The organism is Terasakiella brassicae (assembly GCF_014641495.1).
GTDB lineage: Bacteria > Pseudomonadota > Alphaproteobacteria > Rhodospirillales > Terasakiellaceae > Terasakiella > Terasakiella brassicae.
Genome location: NZ_BMHV01000003.1, coordinates 75,088 through 90,259 on the forward strand (window position 1 = coordinate 75,088; position 15,172 = coordinate 90,259).

The 15,172-nt window shown below is 49.4% G+C and carries 14 protein-coding genes; 13 read left to right on the plus strand and 1 reads right to left on the minus strand.

What is annotated here, in order from left to right; translation table 11 throughout:
• The first annotated feature begins 49 nt into the window (after positions 1-49).
• The 6 genes from IEW74_RS02720 to mobA all read left to right on the plus strand — a co-directional run bounded on the left by IEW74_RS02720 (position 50) and on the right by mobA (position 4,514).
• On the plus strand, positions 50-205 hold the full coding sequence (locus tag IEW74_RS02720) for a hypothetical protein (protein WP_188661200.1): 156 nt from the start codon (positions 50-52) through the stop codon (positions 203-205).
• Positions 206-414: 209 nt separating this feature from the next.
• A complete protein-coding gene (locus IEW74_RS02725) occupies positions 415-1,404 on the plus strand; it encodes a NapC/NirT family cytochrome c (protein ID WP_188661203.1) in 990 nt (329 codons plus the stop codon).
• Positions 1,405-1,479: 75 nt separating this feature from the next.
• On the plus strand, positions 1,480-2,181 hold the full coding sequence (modA, locus tag IEW74_RS02730; RefSeq protein WP_188661206.1) for a molybdate ABC transporter substrate-binding protein: 702 nt from the start codon (positions 1,480-1,482) through the stop codon (positions 2,179-2,181).
• Entirely contained in the window at positions 2,178-2,840 is a 663-nt protein-coding gene (modB, locus tag IEW74_RS02735) for a molybdate ABC transporter permease subunit (protein ID WP_188661217.1), read from the plus strand. Before modA ends, modB begins: the two co-directional genes overlap by 4 nt.
• Positions 2,841-2,844: 4 nt before the next feature.
• On the plus strand, positions 2,845-3,942 hold the full coding sequence (gene modC, locus IEW74_RS02740) for a molybdenum ABC transporter ATP-binding protein (protein ID WP_188661220.1): 1,098 nt from the start codon (positions 2,845-2,847) through the stop codon (positions 3,940-3,942).
• Positions 3,939-4,514 (plus strand): molybdenum cofactor guanylyltransferase MobA, encoded by a 576-nt coding sequence (gene mobA / locus IEW74_RS02745; RefSeq protein ID WP_188661223.1) that lies wholly within the window; start codon positions 3,939-3,941, stop codon positions 4,512-4,514. The genes modC and mobA overlap by 4 nt, the downstream gene beginning before the upstream one ends.
• Before the next feature lie 5 nt (positions 4,515-4,519).
• Here mobA and IEW74_RS02750 read toward each other — a convergent pair whose 3' ends face one another.
• Positions 4,520-5,317 carry an FCD domain-containing protein gene (locus tag IEW74_RS02750; RefSeq protein WP_188661226.1) on the minus strand — a complete coding sequence of 266 codons (798 nt, stop codon included), beginning with the start codon at positions 5,315-5,317 and terminating at the stop codon, positions 4,520-4,522.
• Positions 5,318-5,605: 288 nt separating this feature from the next.
• Between IEW74_RS02750 and IEW74_RS02755 the strand changes: the two genes are divergently transcribed.
• From IEW74_RS02755 to IEW74_RS02785, 7 genes are all read left to right on the plus strand, one after another.
• Positions 5,606-6,661: a TRAP transporter substrate-binding protein gene (locus tag IEW74_RS02755; RefSeq protein ID WP_188661229.1), complete on the plus strand. Its 1,056-nt coding sequence runs from the start codon at positions 5,606-5,608 to the stop codon at positions 6,659-6,661.
• A gap of 156 nt (positions 6,662-6,817) precedes the next feature.
• Positions 6,818-7,399 (plus strand): TRAP transporter small permease subunit, encoded by a 582-nt coding sequence (locus IEW74_RS02760; RefSeq protein WP_229734214.1) that lies wholly within the window; start codon positions 6,818-6,820, stop codon positions 7,397-7,399.
• Position 7,400: 1 nt separating this feature from the next.
• Positions 7,401-8,786 carry a TRAP transporter large permease gene (locus tag IEW74_RS02765; RefSeq protein ID WP_188661232.1) on the plus strand — a complete coding sequence of 462 codons (1,386 nt, stop codon included), beginning with the start codon at positions 7,401-7,403 and terminating at the stop codon, positions 8,784-8,786.
• A gap of 12 nt (positions 8,787-8,798) precedes the next feature.
• A complete protein-coding gene (locus IEW74_RS02770) occupies positions 8,799-9,557 on the plus strand; it encodes a (Fe-S)-binding protein (RefSeq protein ID WP_188661235.1) in 759 nt (252 codons plus the stop codon).
• A complete protein-coding gene (locus IEW74_RS02775) occupies positions 9,544-10,983 on the plus strand; it encodes a LutB/LldF family L-lactate oxidation iron-sulfur protein (protein WP_188661238.1) in 1,440 nt (479 codons plus the stop codon). The genes IEW74_RS02770 and IEW74_RS02775 overlap by 14 nt, the downstream gene beginning before the upstream one ends.
• Positions 10,976-11,641, plus strand: coding sequence for a LutC/YkgG family protein (locus tag IEW74_RS02780; RefSeq protein ID WP_188661241.1), 666 nt, complete (start codon positions 10,976-10,978; stop codon positions 11,639-11,641). Before IEW74_RS02775 ends, IEW74_RS02780 begins: the two co-directional genes overlap by 8 nt.
• A 58-nt stretch (positions 11,642-11,699) precedes the next feature.
• On the plus strand, positions 11,700-15,149 hold the full coding sequence (locus tag IEW74_RS02785; protein ID WP_188661244.1) for a pyruvate carboxylase: 3,450 nt from the start codon (positions 11,700-11,702) through the stop codon (positions 15,147-15,149).
• Positions 15,150-15,172 lie beyond the last annotated feature (23 nt).

A 15,172-nucleotide genomic window follows, 5' to 3' on the forward strand; every position in this document is an offset into this window, starting at 1 on the left:
TTGAGGGATTTATTACAACTGACGGACAGAATGTCGAAGGAGTTGTCACATGCCTGTTACCCAACAAATACCCCCGTATTATGGGGATAATCCCGGTGTTATGATCGGTCTTGATGAAATGCCCAAGTACATGGAATTTCTGATGAAATTGCATGTTAAAAGCTCAGGCTCAGATCGTGTGAAGCCTGTTTCCAAGGCTCCGTAAAAAACGCCTCCCCAAGGGATATACACTTCAGGATTTGTTTTCTTATCAACCTGTGGCTTGCATTTCTTGAGCGGTGGTCTGGGAAAAAGCACAAGACATAACAAGGTATAGGGAATCCTGAACCTGATTGTGATTGGATAAACTTCTGTTAAGCGACCGTGTTTTCTTGTAGGTATAACGTGATATCCTGACGGGAAAATGAGTGGTCTATGAAGCGTCTTTGGAATTGGCTCTGGCACGTGGCGCCCCGCCCTCTGTTGGTTGGCCTTATTGTTGGTTTGTGCGTGGTGGTCGTCGGCGGTTACCACGGTTTTATGGATTATACCAACCGGACCGAATTTTGTATTTCCTGCCATGAAATGAAGGATAATTCTTATGCCGAATATAAGGATTCCATCCATTTCCATAATAGTTCCGGTGTGCGTGCGGGTTGTGCCGATTGTCATGTTCCCAAAAAATTTGTGCCAAAGGTTATTCGCAAAATTTTTGCAGCAAAGGATGTTTGGCATACTCTGCTAGGAACCATTGATACGCCGGAAAAGTTTGAAAATCATCGTCTTGTGATGGCGCAAGACGTGTGGGCCTATATGCGCGAAAGTGGGTCGCGTGAATGTAAGACCTGTCATTCCTATGATGCCATGCATGCGGTGAAACAAGGCCCACGGGCGCAACGGGTTATGGGGGTGGCGGCAAAGACCGATCAGTCCTGTATTGATTGTCACAAAGGCATAGCCCATAAGTTGCCGCGATTTGATAAAATCTATGCGGGTTGGATGCAGGCGTTCCATGAGGGGCTAAATAAGGATATCAAGCCTTCGCAAACCGTTTATAGTGCCGGTGTGGTTGTGGCGCATGCGGCGGCGAATAGCGATAGTGCGGTATTGGCAAACCTGCCTCCTTTGATGAAACTGGATATCAAAGCGCAAGAAAAAGACTGGGTACAGGTTGATTTGCCGGATCAAAAAACAGGATGGATTTCCTTGGGGGAACCCTTGAGTGTGGAAAAACAACCGATTGAGGAGATGGCCCGTAAATTATGGCAAACCGATTGCCAAATTTGCCATGCGCGGCCCAAGATTGAGGATTATAACGCAACCCAATGGGAAGAACATCTTAAGGCGATGGCAAAGTTTACTTATTTGAACGTAGAGCAACAGAAACTTGTTTTGAGGTTTTTGCAAAGTCAGGTGACACCGTAAGAGAAATCCTTTGCCTTTGTTGTAACTGATTGCTTAAATGCTGCAAGGCAAGAGGTCGGGAATAGGGTGCGTCATATGAAATATATTTTTATCTTTCTTATCAGTCTCTTGGTTAGTGCGCCTGTTTATGCGCAGGCTGTTCATGTTGCGGTGGCTGCAAATTTCAGTGTGCCGTTAAAGGAAATTGCACAGGCCTTTCAGGTGAAAACCGGGCATGAAGCGCTGGTCAGTGTCGGATCAACAGGAAAGCTTTATACCCAAATCGCCAATGGGGCACCGTTTGATGTATTTTTGGCCGCAGACCAGAAACGCCCCCGTCTGGCAGAAGAAAAGGGACTGGCCGTAATGGGCAGCCGTTTCACCTATGCAATGGGAAAACTGGCGCTTTATCCGGCCTCTTCCCCCGATGTGCTCACACAGGGGGATTTGGTGCGTCTGGCTGTTGCAAACCCCAAAACAGCGCCTTACGGGCAAGCGGCGGTGGAAACATTGCAAAGCTTGAAACTGTATGTCCCTTTAAAAGACAAGCTGGTTTATGGTGAAAATATCGCGCAGACCTATCAATTTGTTGCCACACAGAATGTTGATGTCGGGTTCGTCGCACTGTCGCAGGTGGTTGATAAGCCGGACAAATGGATTGTTCCGGCGCATTATTATCAACCGATTGCACAGGATTGTGTTTTGGTGAAAGATAGCCCCGCAGCGCGTGCCTTTGTTGATTTTCTGAAAGGCGAAACCGCACGTGCCATAATAACACGGTATGGATATGGGGGATGATTGAACCGATCCTTCTGACCTTGAAACTGGCGGGCCTGACCACCTTGATCCTGATGGTTTTGGGGACGCCGCTTGCATGGTGGCTGGCACGTTCACAGGCATGGTGGAAGGAAGCAATCGGGGCCATTGTTGCCTTGCCGCTGGTTTTGCCGCCAACGGTTTTGGGGTTTTATCTGTTGATTGCACTGGGACCGAACAGCCCGTTGGGACAATTGGCGATATCAATCTTCGGTCATAGCTTACCTTTTAGTTTTACCGGATTGGTAATCGGTTCTGTTATTTATTCGCTGCCCTTTGTTGTTCAGCCTGTGCGCAATGCGTTTGAGGCAATGGGCCATAAACCGTTGGAGGCTGCGGCAACGCTGCGGGCTTCTCCCTTGGACAGCTTTTTCAATGTGGCCTTACCTTTGGCGCGTCCCGGTTTGTTGACGGGGGCGGTTTTGGGTTTTGCCCATACGGTCGGGGAATTTGGCGTTGTCCTGATGATTGGTGGCAATATTCCCGGTAAAACCAAGGTTTTGTCCATTGCGATTTATGACCATGTGGAAAGTCTGGAATGGACGCAGGCCCATATTTTATCTGCCGGGATGCTGGTGTTTAGCTTTTGCGTGATCCTGATTATGATGGTCAGTGAGAAACGTATGAGAAAGAGGCGGTAGGTAAATGAGCAATATTTCCGTTCGTTTTTCCGGTAAACTGGATAAATTTGACCTGGATGTCGCCTTCGATATTCCGGGGCAAGGGGTAACAGCACTTTTTGGGCAGTCCGGCTGCGGTAAAACCACGGTTTTGCGCTGCCTTGCGGGTCTTGAGCGTGTCCAAAACGGCTATTTATGCGTAGGGCGGCATATTTGGCAGGATAAACACACATTTGTACCTGCCCATAAACGTGCGGTTGGCTACGTCTTTCAGGAGGCAAATCTGTTTGATCATTTGTCGGTAAAAGGCAATTTGCAGTTTGCCTTGAAACGCCGCAACAAAGGCACAGGGGCAAATTTTGATGATGTGGTGAATTTGCTGGGCTTATCCGGTTTGCTGGATCGGTATCCTGAAAATCTTTCGGGCGGGGAGCGTCAGCGCGTTGCGATTGCGCGCGCCTTGCTGAGTGCCCCGGAAATTTTGTTGATGGATGAACCGTTAAGTGCACTGGACCGTTTCAGTAAAGACGAAATTATACCTTATTTAGAAAGGCTTAGTGATGTTTTGTCCATACCTGTTGTGTTTATCAGCCATGACACGGATGAGGTCGAACGTCTTGCTGATCATATGGTTTTGATGGAACAAGGGCGTATCCGGGCCAATGGTCCATTGCTGGACGTTTTATCTGATCCGACCTTGTTTATTGCCAAAAGTGCCAAAACCGCAAGCGTTCTGGAAGGTCGTATATCCGCCTTTGATCAGGAGGATCAGTTGAGTACGCTGGATATGGGCGGGGCGGATTTGTTTGTGCCGGGATATGTCGGTCAGATAGGTGATGTTCGCCGTTTGCGCATTGCCGCCACCGATGTCAGTCTGGCAGTGGATGAACCGTCCAAAACAACGATTCTGAACGTGTTGGCGACCCGGATTACGGACATTCATGTGATTGACGGGGCACGGGTTAACATTGTGTTGTCGATTGGGGATCGTAGTCAAAGCCGTCTGATTGCCCGTATCACCATGCGGTCGTTAAAATCGTTTGATTTTCAGATCGGGCAATTGGTCTATGCGCAGGTTAAAGGGGTGTCGATGGTGGAACGGCGAAAAGGGAAACGGCGATGAAGATCGGATGTGTCGTGCTGGCCGGTGGATTGGCGCGCCGCATGGGCGGCGGGGATAAAGGTTTGCGTGAAGTCCAAGGAAAACCGATGATTAAACGCGTGCTGGAAACGGTCGCGCCGCAAGTGGATCATCTGGTGATTAATGCCAATGGCGACCCGGCGCGTTTTGCTTCCCTTGGGTATGAAATCATCGGCGATAGTATCGAAGGTTTTGTTGGCCCCTTGGCAGGTGTTTTGGCAGGGATGGATGCGTTACAAGGATATGATTATATTTTAAGCGTGCCAACGGATACGCCGTTTCTACCAAATGATCTGGTGGAAAAATTGATAAAACCGATCATGTCGGACGGGATGGAAATCGTTATGGCCCGTTCAGGCGGCTATGATCATCCCGTGGTCGCGCTTTGGTCGATGGCCTTAAAGGAAGACCTGCGCCATGCGTTGATTGAGGAAGACGTGCGCAAACTTAAAATGTGGGTATCGCGCTATCGTTACACCTGTGTGGAATGGGCGTGTGATCCGCAGGACCCGTTCTTTAATGCCAATCGACCCGAAGACCTTGTTGGTCTGTAGCAAATTTATTTCACCGCTTTTCTTTGGCGTTTTTCATCTTTTTTTAGATAGCGTTCGAGGCGTTGTTGCGAAACATTTTGGCGCATTTCTTCGCGTTCCAGATCGCGCATGACATCTTGAACATAGGCCAAATGCGCCTTCGCGGCTTTGCGGGCTTCGTCTGGATCCCCGGACATGACGGGTTCATAAATCGCACGGTGTTGTTTAAGCAAAAGATCACGTGCACCACGCCGGGTGTAAAGCTGCATCCGGTTATAAAAAACACCTTCGCGCAAGACATTGACCATTGCCCGCATGATGTGCAGCAGGACAACGTTGTGAGATGCCTCGGCAATGGCAAGGTGGAAGTCCGCATCAATGTCGGCTTCTTCATGCGGGTCGTCTTCCTGATGGGCGCGTTCCATTGCCTCAAAACAATTTTTCAGGATTGCACGATCAGCATCGGTGGAGCGTAGCGCCGCAAAATAAGCCGCGTTACCTTCAATGATGGATCGAAATTCGACAAAATCGCTGGCGGTGTCGGGATGCGTTTGAAACATTTGCATTAAAGGGTCGGTCAAGGAAGGCCCCAAGAAATTTTTCACAAAAGTGCCGCCGCCTTGCCGGGTTTCCACGAGTCCCTGCTTTTCCAATTGACCAATTGCGTTGCGCAGACTCGGTCTGGAAACGGCCATTTGGACGGCAAGATCACGTTCTGCCGGTAAACGGTCACCGGGGATCCACAAACCCTGAAGGATATTATTCTCCAGTTGTTTGGCAACAACATCAGCGATTTTTTCTTGTTTGACTTTTTCGTAAGGCATTGATCTTTCGTCGCTTTCATAAGGAACGCAGGAGGAACGTGGCCACTAGCATAAGCCTTATAGCAGAAAAAAGCACTATACCTAAAATTACTTACGCAAGCTCTAAGTGATAATTGGTAAAATAAATTTACCTGTTTACATAATTGGTAAAAAAATGTAACCAATTAATCAGATCAAGCTTTCGACCCAGTGGTGCGAAACGCCAATAATAAATAAAAACCAGCCTTTTAAATTGTTCTAATCGGTCATTCTTTTTGACCAAAGCATAACCGTGGGAGGTTATATTTTATGCGTAAATTTATGTTTGCAACCGCTGCTGCTGCAGCTTTGACATTGAGTGCTGCGACACCTGCATTGGCGGGCAAAGTTCTATTGAAAACGCCGGTCGCGTTTGGGACGCATCTGCCGGGTCTGGGGTCTCCGATTGTCCGTGTGGCCGAGGAACTGAACAAGGTTTCCGGCGGCACGATTAAAATGAAAGTCTATGAGCCGGGTAAACTGGTTGCGCCGTTTGAAATTCTGGATTCCGTTGCAACGGGTAAAGTGAATTCCGGTTATGCGACAGCTGGTTACTGGACAGGTAAAATGGCGGCTGCACCGTTGTTTTCAGCCGTCCCGTTTGGTCCGGAAGCCGGTGAATATATGGCGTGGCTGTATTATGGCAACGGTATGAAGTTGTATCAGGAAATGTATGATAACGGCGGCTATAATGTCAAAGTTCTGCCGTGCGCGATCATTGCGCCTGAAACATCCGGCTGGTTCTCCAAGCCGATTGAAAAGCCGGAAGATCTGCAAGGTTTGAAGATGCGTTTCTTTGGTCTGGGTGGTAAAGTGATGCAGAAACTGGGTGTGTCGACATCCCTGTTGCCCGGTGGTGAGATTTTCCCGGCACTTGAGAAAAAAGCCATTGATGCGACAGAATTTTCCATGCCGGCGATTGATAAGAAACTCGGTTTCCACAAGCTTGTGAAATACAACTACTTCCCGGGCTGGCACCAGCAGGCAACCGTATTTGAATTGCTGGTAAATGGCGATACATGGAAGAAAATGGATGAAACCCAGCAAGCTGCTGTTGAAAACGTCTGTAAGGCTTCTATGGCGCATTCCTTTGCCGAAGGGGAAGCTCTTCAGTTTGAAGCCATGAAAGAAAATATTGAGAAAAACGGCGTACAAATCATGCGTTGGAACGACACCATGCTGACAACATTCAAGAAAACATGGGATGACGTGGCGGCTGAAGAGGCTGCTAACGATGCCGGTTTCAAGAAAGTTTATGATGATCTGAGCACCTTCCGTGCGGGCTACGCGATCTGGAAAGAGAACGCGTTCTTGCCTCGTAAGTAAGATACACCTCCCTAACGTATCGAGCTTATTGACTGGGGCGCGTGGACTTAACCCGTACATCGCGCCCCCTTTTTTTTAAGAATTTCGCCCCGATCCGCGTTTTACCCTTATCGCGTTTGATTAAGTCCGGGGCATTAAGTTGGAGGACCCCGTATTATGGGCACGCCGAGTGATCTTCCCCCGCATCCTCATGTCGCCGAGAAGGTGGACGAGATCAAGATGCACGAGGACGAAAAACACGTTCTCATCCCCGATCTAATCGATAAATTTGTCCGTGGCGTCGGTCATGCCGTATGTGGTGTGAATGCCTTGTTGATTGCTGCCATTATCGGCAACGTTGCCTTGCGTTACGGGTTTTCCAATGGCCAAATCTGGCTGGAAGAACTGCAATGGCATCTTTACGCCATCGGCGTGATGATGGGCTTGTCCTACGCACAGGTCAACGATAGTCATATTCGGGTGGATATTTTGCATGCCCGTTTTTCCGACCGGACCAAACGTATTATCGAAATTATTGGTATTTTGCTATTTGTCCTGCCCTTTATCTGGGTGATCTTCTCTCATTCCCTTGATTTTGTTGCTGACTCTTTCCGTACCGATGAACGTTCCGATGCACCGCTTGGTTTGCCTTATCGTTGGGCGATCAAGGCGGTTATTCCGCTGTCGTTCGGGCTTCTCGGCCTCTCCATTTTCTCGCGCTTGTTCCGCGATGCCTATTTGATCGTGAAAGGACGCTAAGATGTTGGAAAATGAAATCATGGTCGCGGCGATGTTCGTCACCTTTATTGTCTTTTTGTTTACGGGTATTCCGGTTGCCTATGTTTTGGGTGGTGTCGGTGTTCTGTTTGCCGGTGTCGGTTATTTGGCCGATATGTATTTTGACACCATGACCGGGCTGGATTTTCTGACCCTTGGTCTTGTCGTCAACCGTGTCTTCAAAATCATGGACAACTGGGTTCTTGTCGCATTGCCTATGTTTATCTTTATGGGCTTGATGCTGGATGAGTCCGGGATTGCCGAACGCCTGATGAAATCCATGCAGGAACTATTTGGCAAGGTCCGTGGCGGTTTGGCCATTACGGTGACTTGTATCGGGATTATTCTGGCGGCTTCCACCGGGATTATCGGGGCCTCTGTTGTTCTGTTGGGGCTGTTGTCCCTGCAACCGATGTTGCAGCAAGGTTATAACAAACAATTGGCGGTCGGCACGGTTGCGGCATCCGGTTGTTTGGGGATTTTGATCCCGCCCAGTATTATGCTGGTGATTATGGCGGACCAACTGGCCCTGTCTGTGGGTGACCTGTTTATGGGGGCGGTGTTCCCCGGGTTGCTGCTGGGTGCGCTTTATATTATCTACATTCTGATTTACGGTTTGATCAATCCGAAGGCAACGCCTTTGTCTGATGATCGTCGCGAACTGGAATGGCACGTGATCTGGGATGTTGCCAAGGCGGTCATGCCCGCAATCTTCCTGATCTTTGCCGTGCTCGGATCAATCTTTGCCGGTATGGCAACTCCGACCGAAGCTTCCGGTGTTGGGGCATTGGGTGCAACCTTGTTGGCGGCCTTTTATCGCAACCTGAATTTCAAGGTTTTCTTCGAAGTTCTTAAGGCAACATTCAATACCACGGCCTACATCTTTGCCATTTTCCTGGGCGCAACCTGCTTTGCCTTGGTTCTGCGGGAATTGGGCGGGGATCAAATTATCGAAAGTTTGCTGACAGGACTGCCGTTTGGCCCTTATGGGATTATTCTGGTGATCCTTGGTTTTGTCTTCTTGTTGGGCTTCATTCTGGACTGGATCGAAATCACTTTGATTATGTTGCCGTTGCTGGCCCCGGTTGTATCTGCCTTGGGGTTGGGTGTTCCGGGCTTTGGTGTGATCGATAATCCTGATCTGGTCTGGTTCGTTATGTTGGTGGCAATGACCTTGCAAACCAGCTTTTTGACCCCGCCTGTCGGATTTGCCCTGTTCTACCTGAAAGGGGTCTGCCCGCCGGAAATTAAGTTGATGGATATTTATAAAGGCGTTGTGCCTTTCATCATCCTGCAACTGATCGGTCTGACGATTGTTGCCCTGTGGCCCAATATCGTCACATGGTTACCATCGGTGGCATATAATTAAGGAGTGTGTCGCATGAGCCGTACGCCTATTGAAAAGCCAAAAAGCGTCTATTTCTTTGGCACCTGTCTTGTGGATTTATTCTATCCAGAGGCCGGTGTCGCCGGGATCGAATTGATCAAACGCGAAGGGGTGGAAGTGATCTTCCCTCAAGCACAAAGCTGTTGCGGACAACCGGCCTTTAATTCCGGTCAACGTGACAAGGCACGCGATGTGGCGCGTGCTCAGCTTGATCTGTTCACCAAGGATATTCCTGTTGTTTTGCCTTCTGGATCCTGTGCAGGGATGATGTTTAAACATTACCCTGAACTGTTTGAAGGGGACGTGGATTATAACAAGGCGTGTGCTTTGGCAAACCGGGTGTACGAGCTTAGCGACTTTCTTCTGAATGTTTTGAAAATAAAACTGACGGACAAAGGGGAACCGATGCGGGTGACATGGCATGGATCGTGTCATTCCCAACGCGAGATGGGCGTGCGTTCCCAGCCCAAAGACCTGATCAATCAGCTTGAAAATGTTGAACTGGTGGAATTGAAACGCGAAACGGAATGTTGCGGATTTGGGGGCACTTTTGCCGTTCGCCAACCTGAAATTTCTGCGGCGATGGTATCGGATAAAGCCGATGATGTTGAAGCCACACAGGCGCAAAAACTGGTATCGGGTGATTGCGGATGCATGATGAATATCACCGGGCATCTTGATTATCGAAAATCGGATGTCCAAGGGCTGCATTTGGCTGAATTCCTGTGGGAGCGTACAAATGACCCTCGTTAACGGCAAAGATTTTAAAGGTCGGGTTCACAAGGCCTTAAAAGATGAGGAACTGCGCGCCAACTTCCGCCGGGCAATGGATGGGTTGATGGGGAAACGCGCCATGCAGTTTACGGATGGGGATGAATGGACACGTTTGCGCAATCTGGGGGAAAGTATCAAAAAACGTGCCCTGTCCAAATTGCCGGAATTGCTGGAACGTCTGGAAGAAAATTGTACAAAAAACGGAATTAAAGTGCATTGGGCGCGTACGGTTGACGAGGCCAATTCGATCATTCTGGAAATCCTGAAATCCCATGACGTGAAAACCGTGGTCAAGGGCAAGTCGATGGTGTCAGAGGAAATGGAGTTGAACCATTTTCTCGGTGATCATGGCATTCGGGCGCTTGAAGCTGATCTGGGGGAATATATTGTGCAGATGGCAGGACAAATGCCGTCTCATATCGTCATGCCCGCCATTCATATGAACAAAGGGCAAATTGCCAAACTGTTTCAGGATAACTTGCCCGATACTCCCTACAGCGAAGACGCTGCCGAATTGACGGCGATTGCGCGTAAAGAACTCCGTCGTGAATTTATGGAGGCAGGCGCAGGCCTGTCCGGCGTAAATTTTGCGGTGGCCGAGACCGGAACGCTTTGTCTTGTTGAAAACGAAGGCAACGGGCGGATGGTGACGACAGTTCCCCCTGTCCATATCGCCGTCACCGGGATCGAGAAAGTGGTGGAAAACTTAAGTGATGTCCCCGCACTCTTAAGCCTGTTGACCCGATCAGCGACGGGTCAACCCATCACGACTTATTTCAATATGATCTCCAGCCCGCGCAAAGAAGGGGAAAAAGACGGCCCGAAAGAGGTTCATCTTGTCTTGCTGGATAATGGACGATCAAAGGTGTACCGCGATACTGAGACACGCGACACCTTGCAATGCATTCGATGCGGGGCCTGCATGAACCATTGCCCGGTTTATACCCGTATTGGCGGTCATGCTTATGGTGGGGTTTATCCCGGTCCGATCGGTAAAATCCTGACACCGCAGCTGGAAGGGCTGGATGAATATCCAGAACATGCCAGTGCCTCGACCTTGTGCAATGCCTGTGTGGAAGTCTGTCCGGTTAAAATCCCGATTGCCAAGATGTTGGTCCGTCTGCGCGATGAAAATTCAGGGAACTGTCCGCATGGGGAACACCCGCTAAAAGGGCGGGGAGCCAAGTCATCCACGATAGAAAATGCAGGGTGGTCGGGATGGGCCGCCATGAATGCCAGCCCGGCGACTTATAAGGTTGCAACCACGGCCATGAGTAGAATCGGTAACTTGTTACCGCAGTCCGCCCCGATGTTGAAGGAATGGACAAGCGTGCGGGTGAAGCCGAAATTTGCCAAAAAAACACTTCATCAGATGGCAAAAGAAATGGGTTTGAAAGATGAATAAGATTGCAAAACAGGAAATTTTAGACAATTTGCGCAATGCATCCCCTTCAAAAGGTGATTTTGTCACAGATAATTCAGTTATCTACGATAAAAAGTGGACGCAAGAACAAAAGATTGAGCGTTTCTGCCAAGTCACCTCGGCAGTAAACACCCAGATTAAACAAACGACATTGCATGATGCCCAACGCGATTTAATTGATTTGTTGACAGAAAAAGGGGTGCGCCACCTTATGCAGGGGTCACCTTCACCGATTGCGAAAGAAATAACGGACAATTGGACGGCGATGGATACGGGAGTGAAACTGCGCAGCTTTGATCAAAAAATCGAAGCCTGCAAAGAAGAGTTATTCAGCGTGGATGCAAGTCTGACCACAACCCTGGGCGCGATTGCAGAAACGGGAAGCCTTATTTTATGGCCAACGCGCGAAGAACCGCGTCTGTTGTCGCTTGTTCCCCCTATTCATGTCGCCCTTGTCTATGAAGACCGTTTTTTCAATACGTTTCTGGAGGCGATTGAACAGGAACAATGGACAACCCACATGCCAACTAATGCATTACTCATCTCTGGCCCCAGTAAGACTTCGGATATCGAACAGGAACTTTGTTACGGTGTTCACGGTCCCAAAGAACTGGTCGTGATGATTATCAGAAATAACTAACCAGCATAAAAATAACGTGGGTTTCCTTTAAGCAAATTAAAGTAAGGCAAATTTAATTATGATCACACGTCCGAACAAAATTCGTCGTCTCTTGGCCGCTAACCGTGGTGAAATTGCCATTCGTATTTGTCGCGCGGCAAGCGAATTGGGAATTGAAACGGTTGCCATTTATTCAAACGAAGATCGTTTTGCATTGCACCGTTTTAAGGCCGATGAATCTTACTTGATCGGGGAAGGCAAAGGCCCGGTTGAGGCTTATCTCGATATTGAAACCATTATTCGTGTTGCCAAGGATGCCAATGTGGATGCGGTCCACCCCGGATATGGTTTTTTGTCGGAGAACCCAGCCTTCGCAAGACGATGTGAAGAAGAAGGCATTATCTTTATCGGCCCGCGTCCCGAGGTGATGGAAGGATTGGGCAACAAGGTATCTGCGCGTGAATTGGCGGTTCGTGCCGGTGCACCGGTGGTGCCGGCCACCAATGCCTTACCTGATGATGCGGATGTGATTAAGGCCGAAGCCGCAAAAGTCGGCTATCCCATGATTACCAAGGCATCGTGGGGCGGCGGTGGTCGCGGGATGCGTGAAATTGAAACCGAAGCTGATTTGCTGCGCGAAGTTGATGCGGCAAAACGCGAGGCCAAAGCCGCCTTTGGCAATGATGAACTTTATCTGGAAAAACTGGTGCGTCGTGCCCGCCACGTCGAAGTTCAAATTATGGGCGATACGCATGGTAATGTGGTCCATTTGTTTGAACGCGATTGTTCGGTTCAACGGCGCAATCAAAAAGTGGTGGAACGCGCCCCGGCCCCTTATTTAACAGAGGCAAAACGCGCAGAACTTTGTGAAGCCGCCTTAAAAATTGCCCGTACCGCAAACTATAGTTGCGCGGGTACGGTTGAGTTTTTGATGGATGTGGACACAGAAGAATTTTACTTCATCGAGGTAAACCCCCGTGTTCAGGTCGAACATACGGTCACCGAAGTGGTCACCGGGATTGATATCGTTCAGGCACAAATCCGTATTTGTGAAGGGGCCATGATTGGGCGTGATGATAGCGGTGTACCCAATCAAGAGGACATTTTCCTGAACGGTCATGCCATTCAGTGCCGGGTAACAACCGAAGACCCTGATAATAATTTTATTCCGGATTATGGTAAAATTCTGGCCTATCGTGGGGCAACCGGGTTTGGCATTCGTCTGGATGGCGGAACGGCCTTTAGTGGTGCGCTGGTGACGCGTTATTATGATAGCTTGCTGGAAAAAGTTACGGCATGGGGTAAAAGCCCGAACGAAGCGGTTGCGCGCATGGACCGGGCATTACGTGAATTTCGTATTCGTGGGGTGGCAACCAACCTTGTCTTCCTTGAAAATGTGCTCTCCCATGAAAAGTTCCTCAGCGGGGCTTATACCACCAAGTTTATCGATACAACCCCAGAACTGTTTGCCATGCCCAAACGTCAGGACCGGGCCAGCAAACTGTTGAAGTTTATGGGCGAGGTCATGGTCAATGGGAATCCAGAGGTCGCAGGACGTAAAAAACCAAACCATATTCATCACCCATTGGCCCCGAACCTTGCGGTGCCAATCGGGGGCGGTTTAAAACAAAAATTGGCAAAGGACGGGGCGAAGGCAGTTGCCGACTGGATGCTGGCTCAAGACCGTCTGTTGTTAACCGATACCACCATGCGCGATGCCCATCAGTCTTTGCTGGCAACCCGTGTGCGCACTGACGATCTGGTGAAAATTGCACCAACCTATGCCGCGCGTTTACCGGAACTGTTTTCGGTTGAATGCTGGGGCGGGGCGACATTTGATGTGGCGATGCGGTTTTTAAAAGAATGTCCGTGGGACCGTCTGGAACGTTTGTCTGCTGCCATGCCGAACCATTTGACTCAAATGTTGCTACGGGCTTCAAACGGGGTGGGCTATACCAACTATCCCGATAATGCGGTGAAATATCTGGTGGATCGATCTGCGGCGGCCGGAATGGATGTCTTTCGTGTATTTGACAGCCTGAACTGGGTTGAAAATATGCGTGTGGCGATGGATGCCGTTTTGGATACGGGCAAAATCTGCGAAGCTGCGGTTTGTTATACGGGTGATATTCTGGACCCGAACCGATCCAAATATGATTTGAAATATTATGTGAATATGGCGAAAGAACTGGAAAAATCCGGTGCGCATATTCTGGGCCTGAAAGACATGGCGGGCTTATTGAAGCCGGCTGCTGCGACGGCTTTGGTTAAGGCATTGAAAGACGAAATTTCCATTCCGATCCATTTCCATACCCATGATACAAGCGGAATTGCCGCAGCCTCGATCCTCGCGGCAAGTGAGGCCGGTGTCGATGCGGTGGATGGGGCGCTGGATGCCATGAGTGGTTTGACTTCACAAGCAAACCTCGGTTCCATTGTGGCGGCTTTGCGCAACACCCCGCGCGACACCGGACTGGACCAAATTGCCTTGCGCAAAGTGTCTGATTATTGGGAACAGGTGCGTGCCAACTATGTCGGCTTTGAAAGTGATATCCGATGCGGAACCAGCGATGTCTATAATCACGAAATGCCGGGTGGTCAATATACCAACCTGCGCCAACAGGCCCGCAGTCTGGGCATTGAAGATCGTTGGAGCGAGGTTTCGGACGCTTATGCCGATGTCAACCAGATGTTTGGTGATATCGTCAAGGTGACACCGTCTTCCAAGGTGGTTGGTGATATGGCCTTGATGATGATTACATCGGGGTTAAATCGCGATGATGTGGAAAATCCGGAAAAAGAAATCGCCTTTCCTGAATCCGTTGTTTCGTTCTTCCGTGGGGAATTGGGGCAACCGACAGGGGGCTTCCCGAAAGATTTGCAAAAGAAAGTCCTGAAAGGGGAAACACCGATTACGGTGCGCCCCGGGTCTGTTATGGACCCGTTGGATCTGGATGGTGAACGTAAAAAGGCCGATGAACTGGCAGGCCGTGCGGTCACAGATAATGAATTGGCCTCTTACATCATGTATCCGCAGGTCTTTCGTGATTATGTCGCGCATTTGAAAGAATACGGAAATGTCAGTGTTTTACCGACAGGTGCGTTTTTCTATGGCATGACACCGGGGGAAGAGATCAAGGTGGATATGGAAAAGGGAAAAACCCTGTTTATCCGGTTCCGTGCCTTGTCCGATGCCGATGATGAAGGCAAACGCACGGTCTTTTTCGAACTGAACGGTCAGCCGCGTAACGTAAAAATTGCCGATAAATCACAGGCCCCGAAAAAGGCCGCTGCCCCCAAGGCCGAAGAAGGCAACGAAGATCATATCGGCGCCCCGATGCCGGGTCTGGTTGTCTCGGTTGCCGTAAAAGAAGGCGATGTGGTGGAACGCGGTGATGTTTTATTATCGATCGAAGCCATGAAGATGGAAACTTCCGTCTTGGCGGAAAAATCGGGTACCGTTACCCGCATTGTTACCCGTGCAGGGACGCAGGTCGATACAAAAGATCTGATGGTGGTTATCGAATAAAACCGCTTATAAAAAGGGAGATT

Coding starts and splice junctions, on each gene's coding strand:
- IEW74_RS02720 (WP_188661200.1), top strand. CDS start 50: ATGCCTGTTACCCAACAAATACCCCCGTATTATGGGGATAATCCCGGT.
- IEW74_RS02725 (WP_188661203.1), top strand. CDS start 415: ATGAAGCGTCTTTGGAATTGGCTCTGGCACGTGGCGCCCCGCCCTCTG.
- modA (WP_188661206.1), top strand. CDS start 1,480: ATGAAATATATTTTTATCTTTCTTATCAGTCTCTTGGTTAGTGCGCCT.
- modB (WP_188661217.1), top strand. CDS start 2,178: ATGATTGAACCGATCCTTCTGACCTTGAAACTGGCGGGCCTGACCACC.
- modC (WP_188661220.1), top strand. CDS start 2,845: ATGAGCAATATTTCCGTTCGTTTTTCCGGTAAACTGGATAAATTTGAC.
- mobA (WP_188661223.1), top strand. CDS start 3,939: ATGAAGATCGGATGTGTCGTGCTGGCCGGTGGATTGGCGCGCCGCATG.
- IEW74_RS02750 (WP_188661226.1), bottom strand. CDS start 5,317: ATGCCTTACGAAAAAGTCAAACAAGAAAAAATCGCTGATGTTGTTGCC.
- IEW74_RS02755 (WP_188661229.1), top strand. CDS start 5,606: ATGCGTAAATTTATGTTTGCAACCGCTGCTGCTGCAGCTTTGACATTG.
- IEW74_RS02760 (WP_229734214.1), top strand. CDS start 6,818: ATGGGCACGCCGAGTGATCTTCCCCCGCATCCTCATGTCGCCGAGAAG.
- IEW74_RS02765 (WP_188661232.1), top strand. CDS start 7,401: ATGTTGGAAAATGAAATCATGGTCGCGGCGATGTTCGTCACCTTTATT.
- IEW74_RS02770 (WP_188661235.1), top strand. CDS start 8,799: ATGAGCCGTACGCCTATTGAAAAGCCAAAAAGCGTCTATTTCTTTGGC.
- IEW74_RS02775 (WP_188661238.1), top strand. CDS start 9,544: ATGACCCTCGTTAACGGCAAAGATTTTAAAGGTCGGGTTCACAAGGCC.
- IEW74_RS02780 (WP_188661241.1), top strand. CDS start 10,976: ATGAATAAGATTGCAAAACAGGAAATTTTAGACAATTTGCGCAATGCA.
- IEW74_RS02785 (WP_188661244.1), top strand. CDS start 11,700: ATGATCACACGTCCGAACAAAATTCGTCGTCTCTTGGCCGCTAACCGT.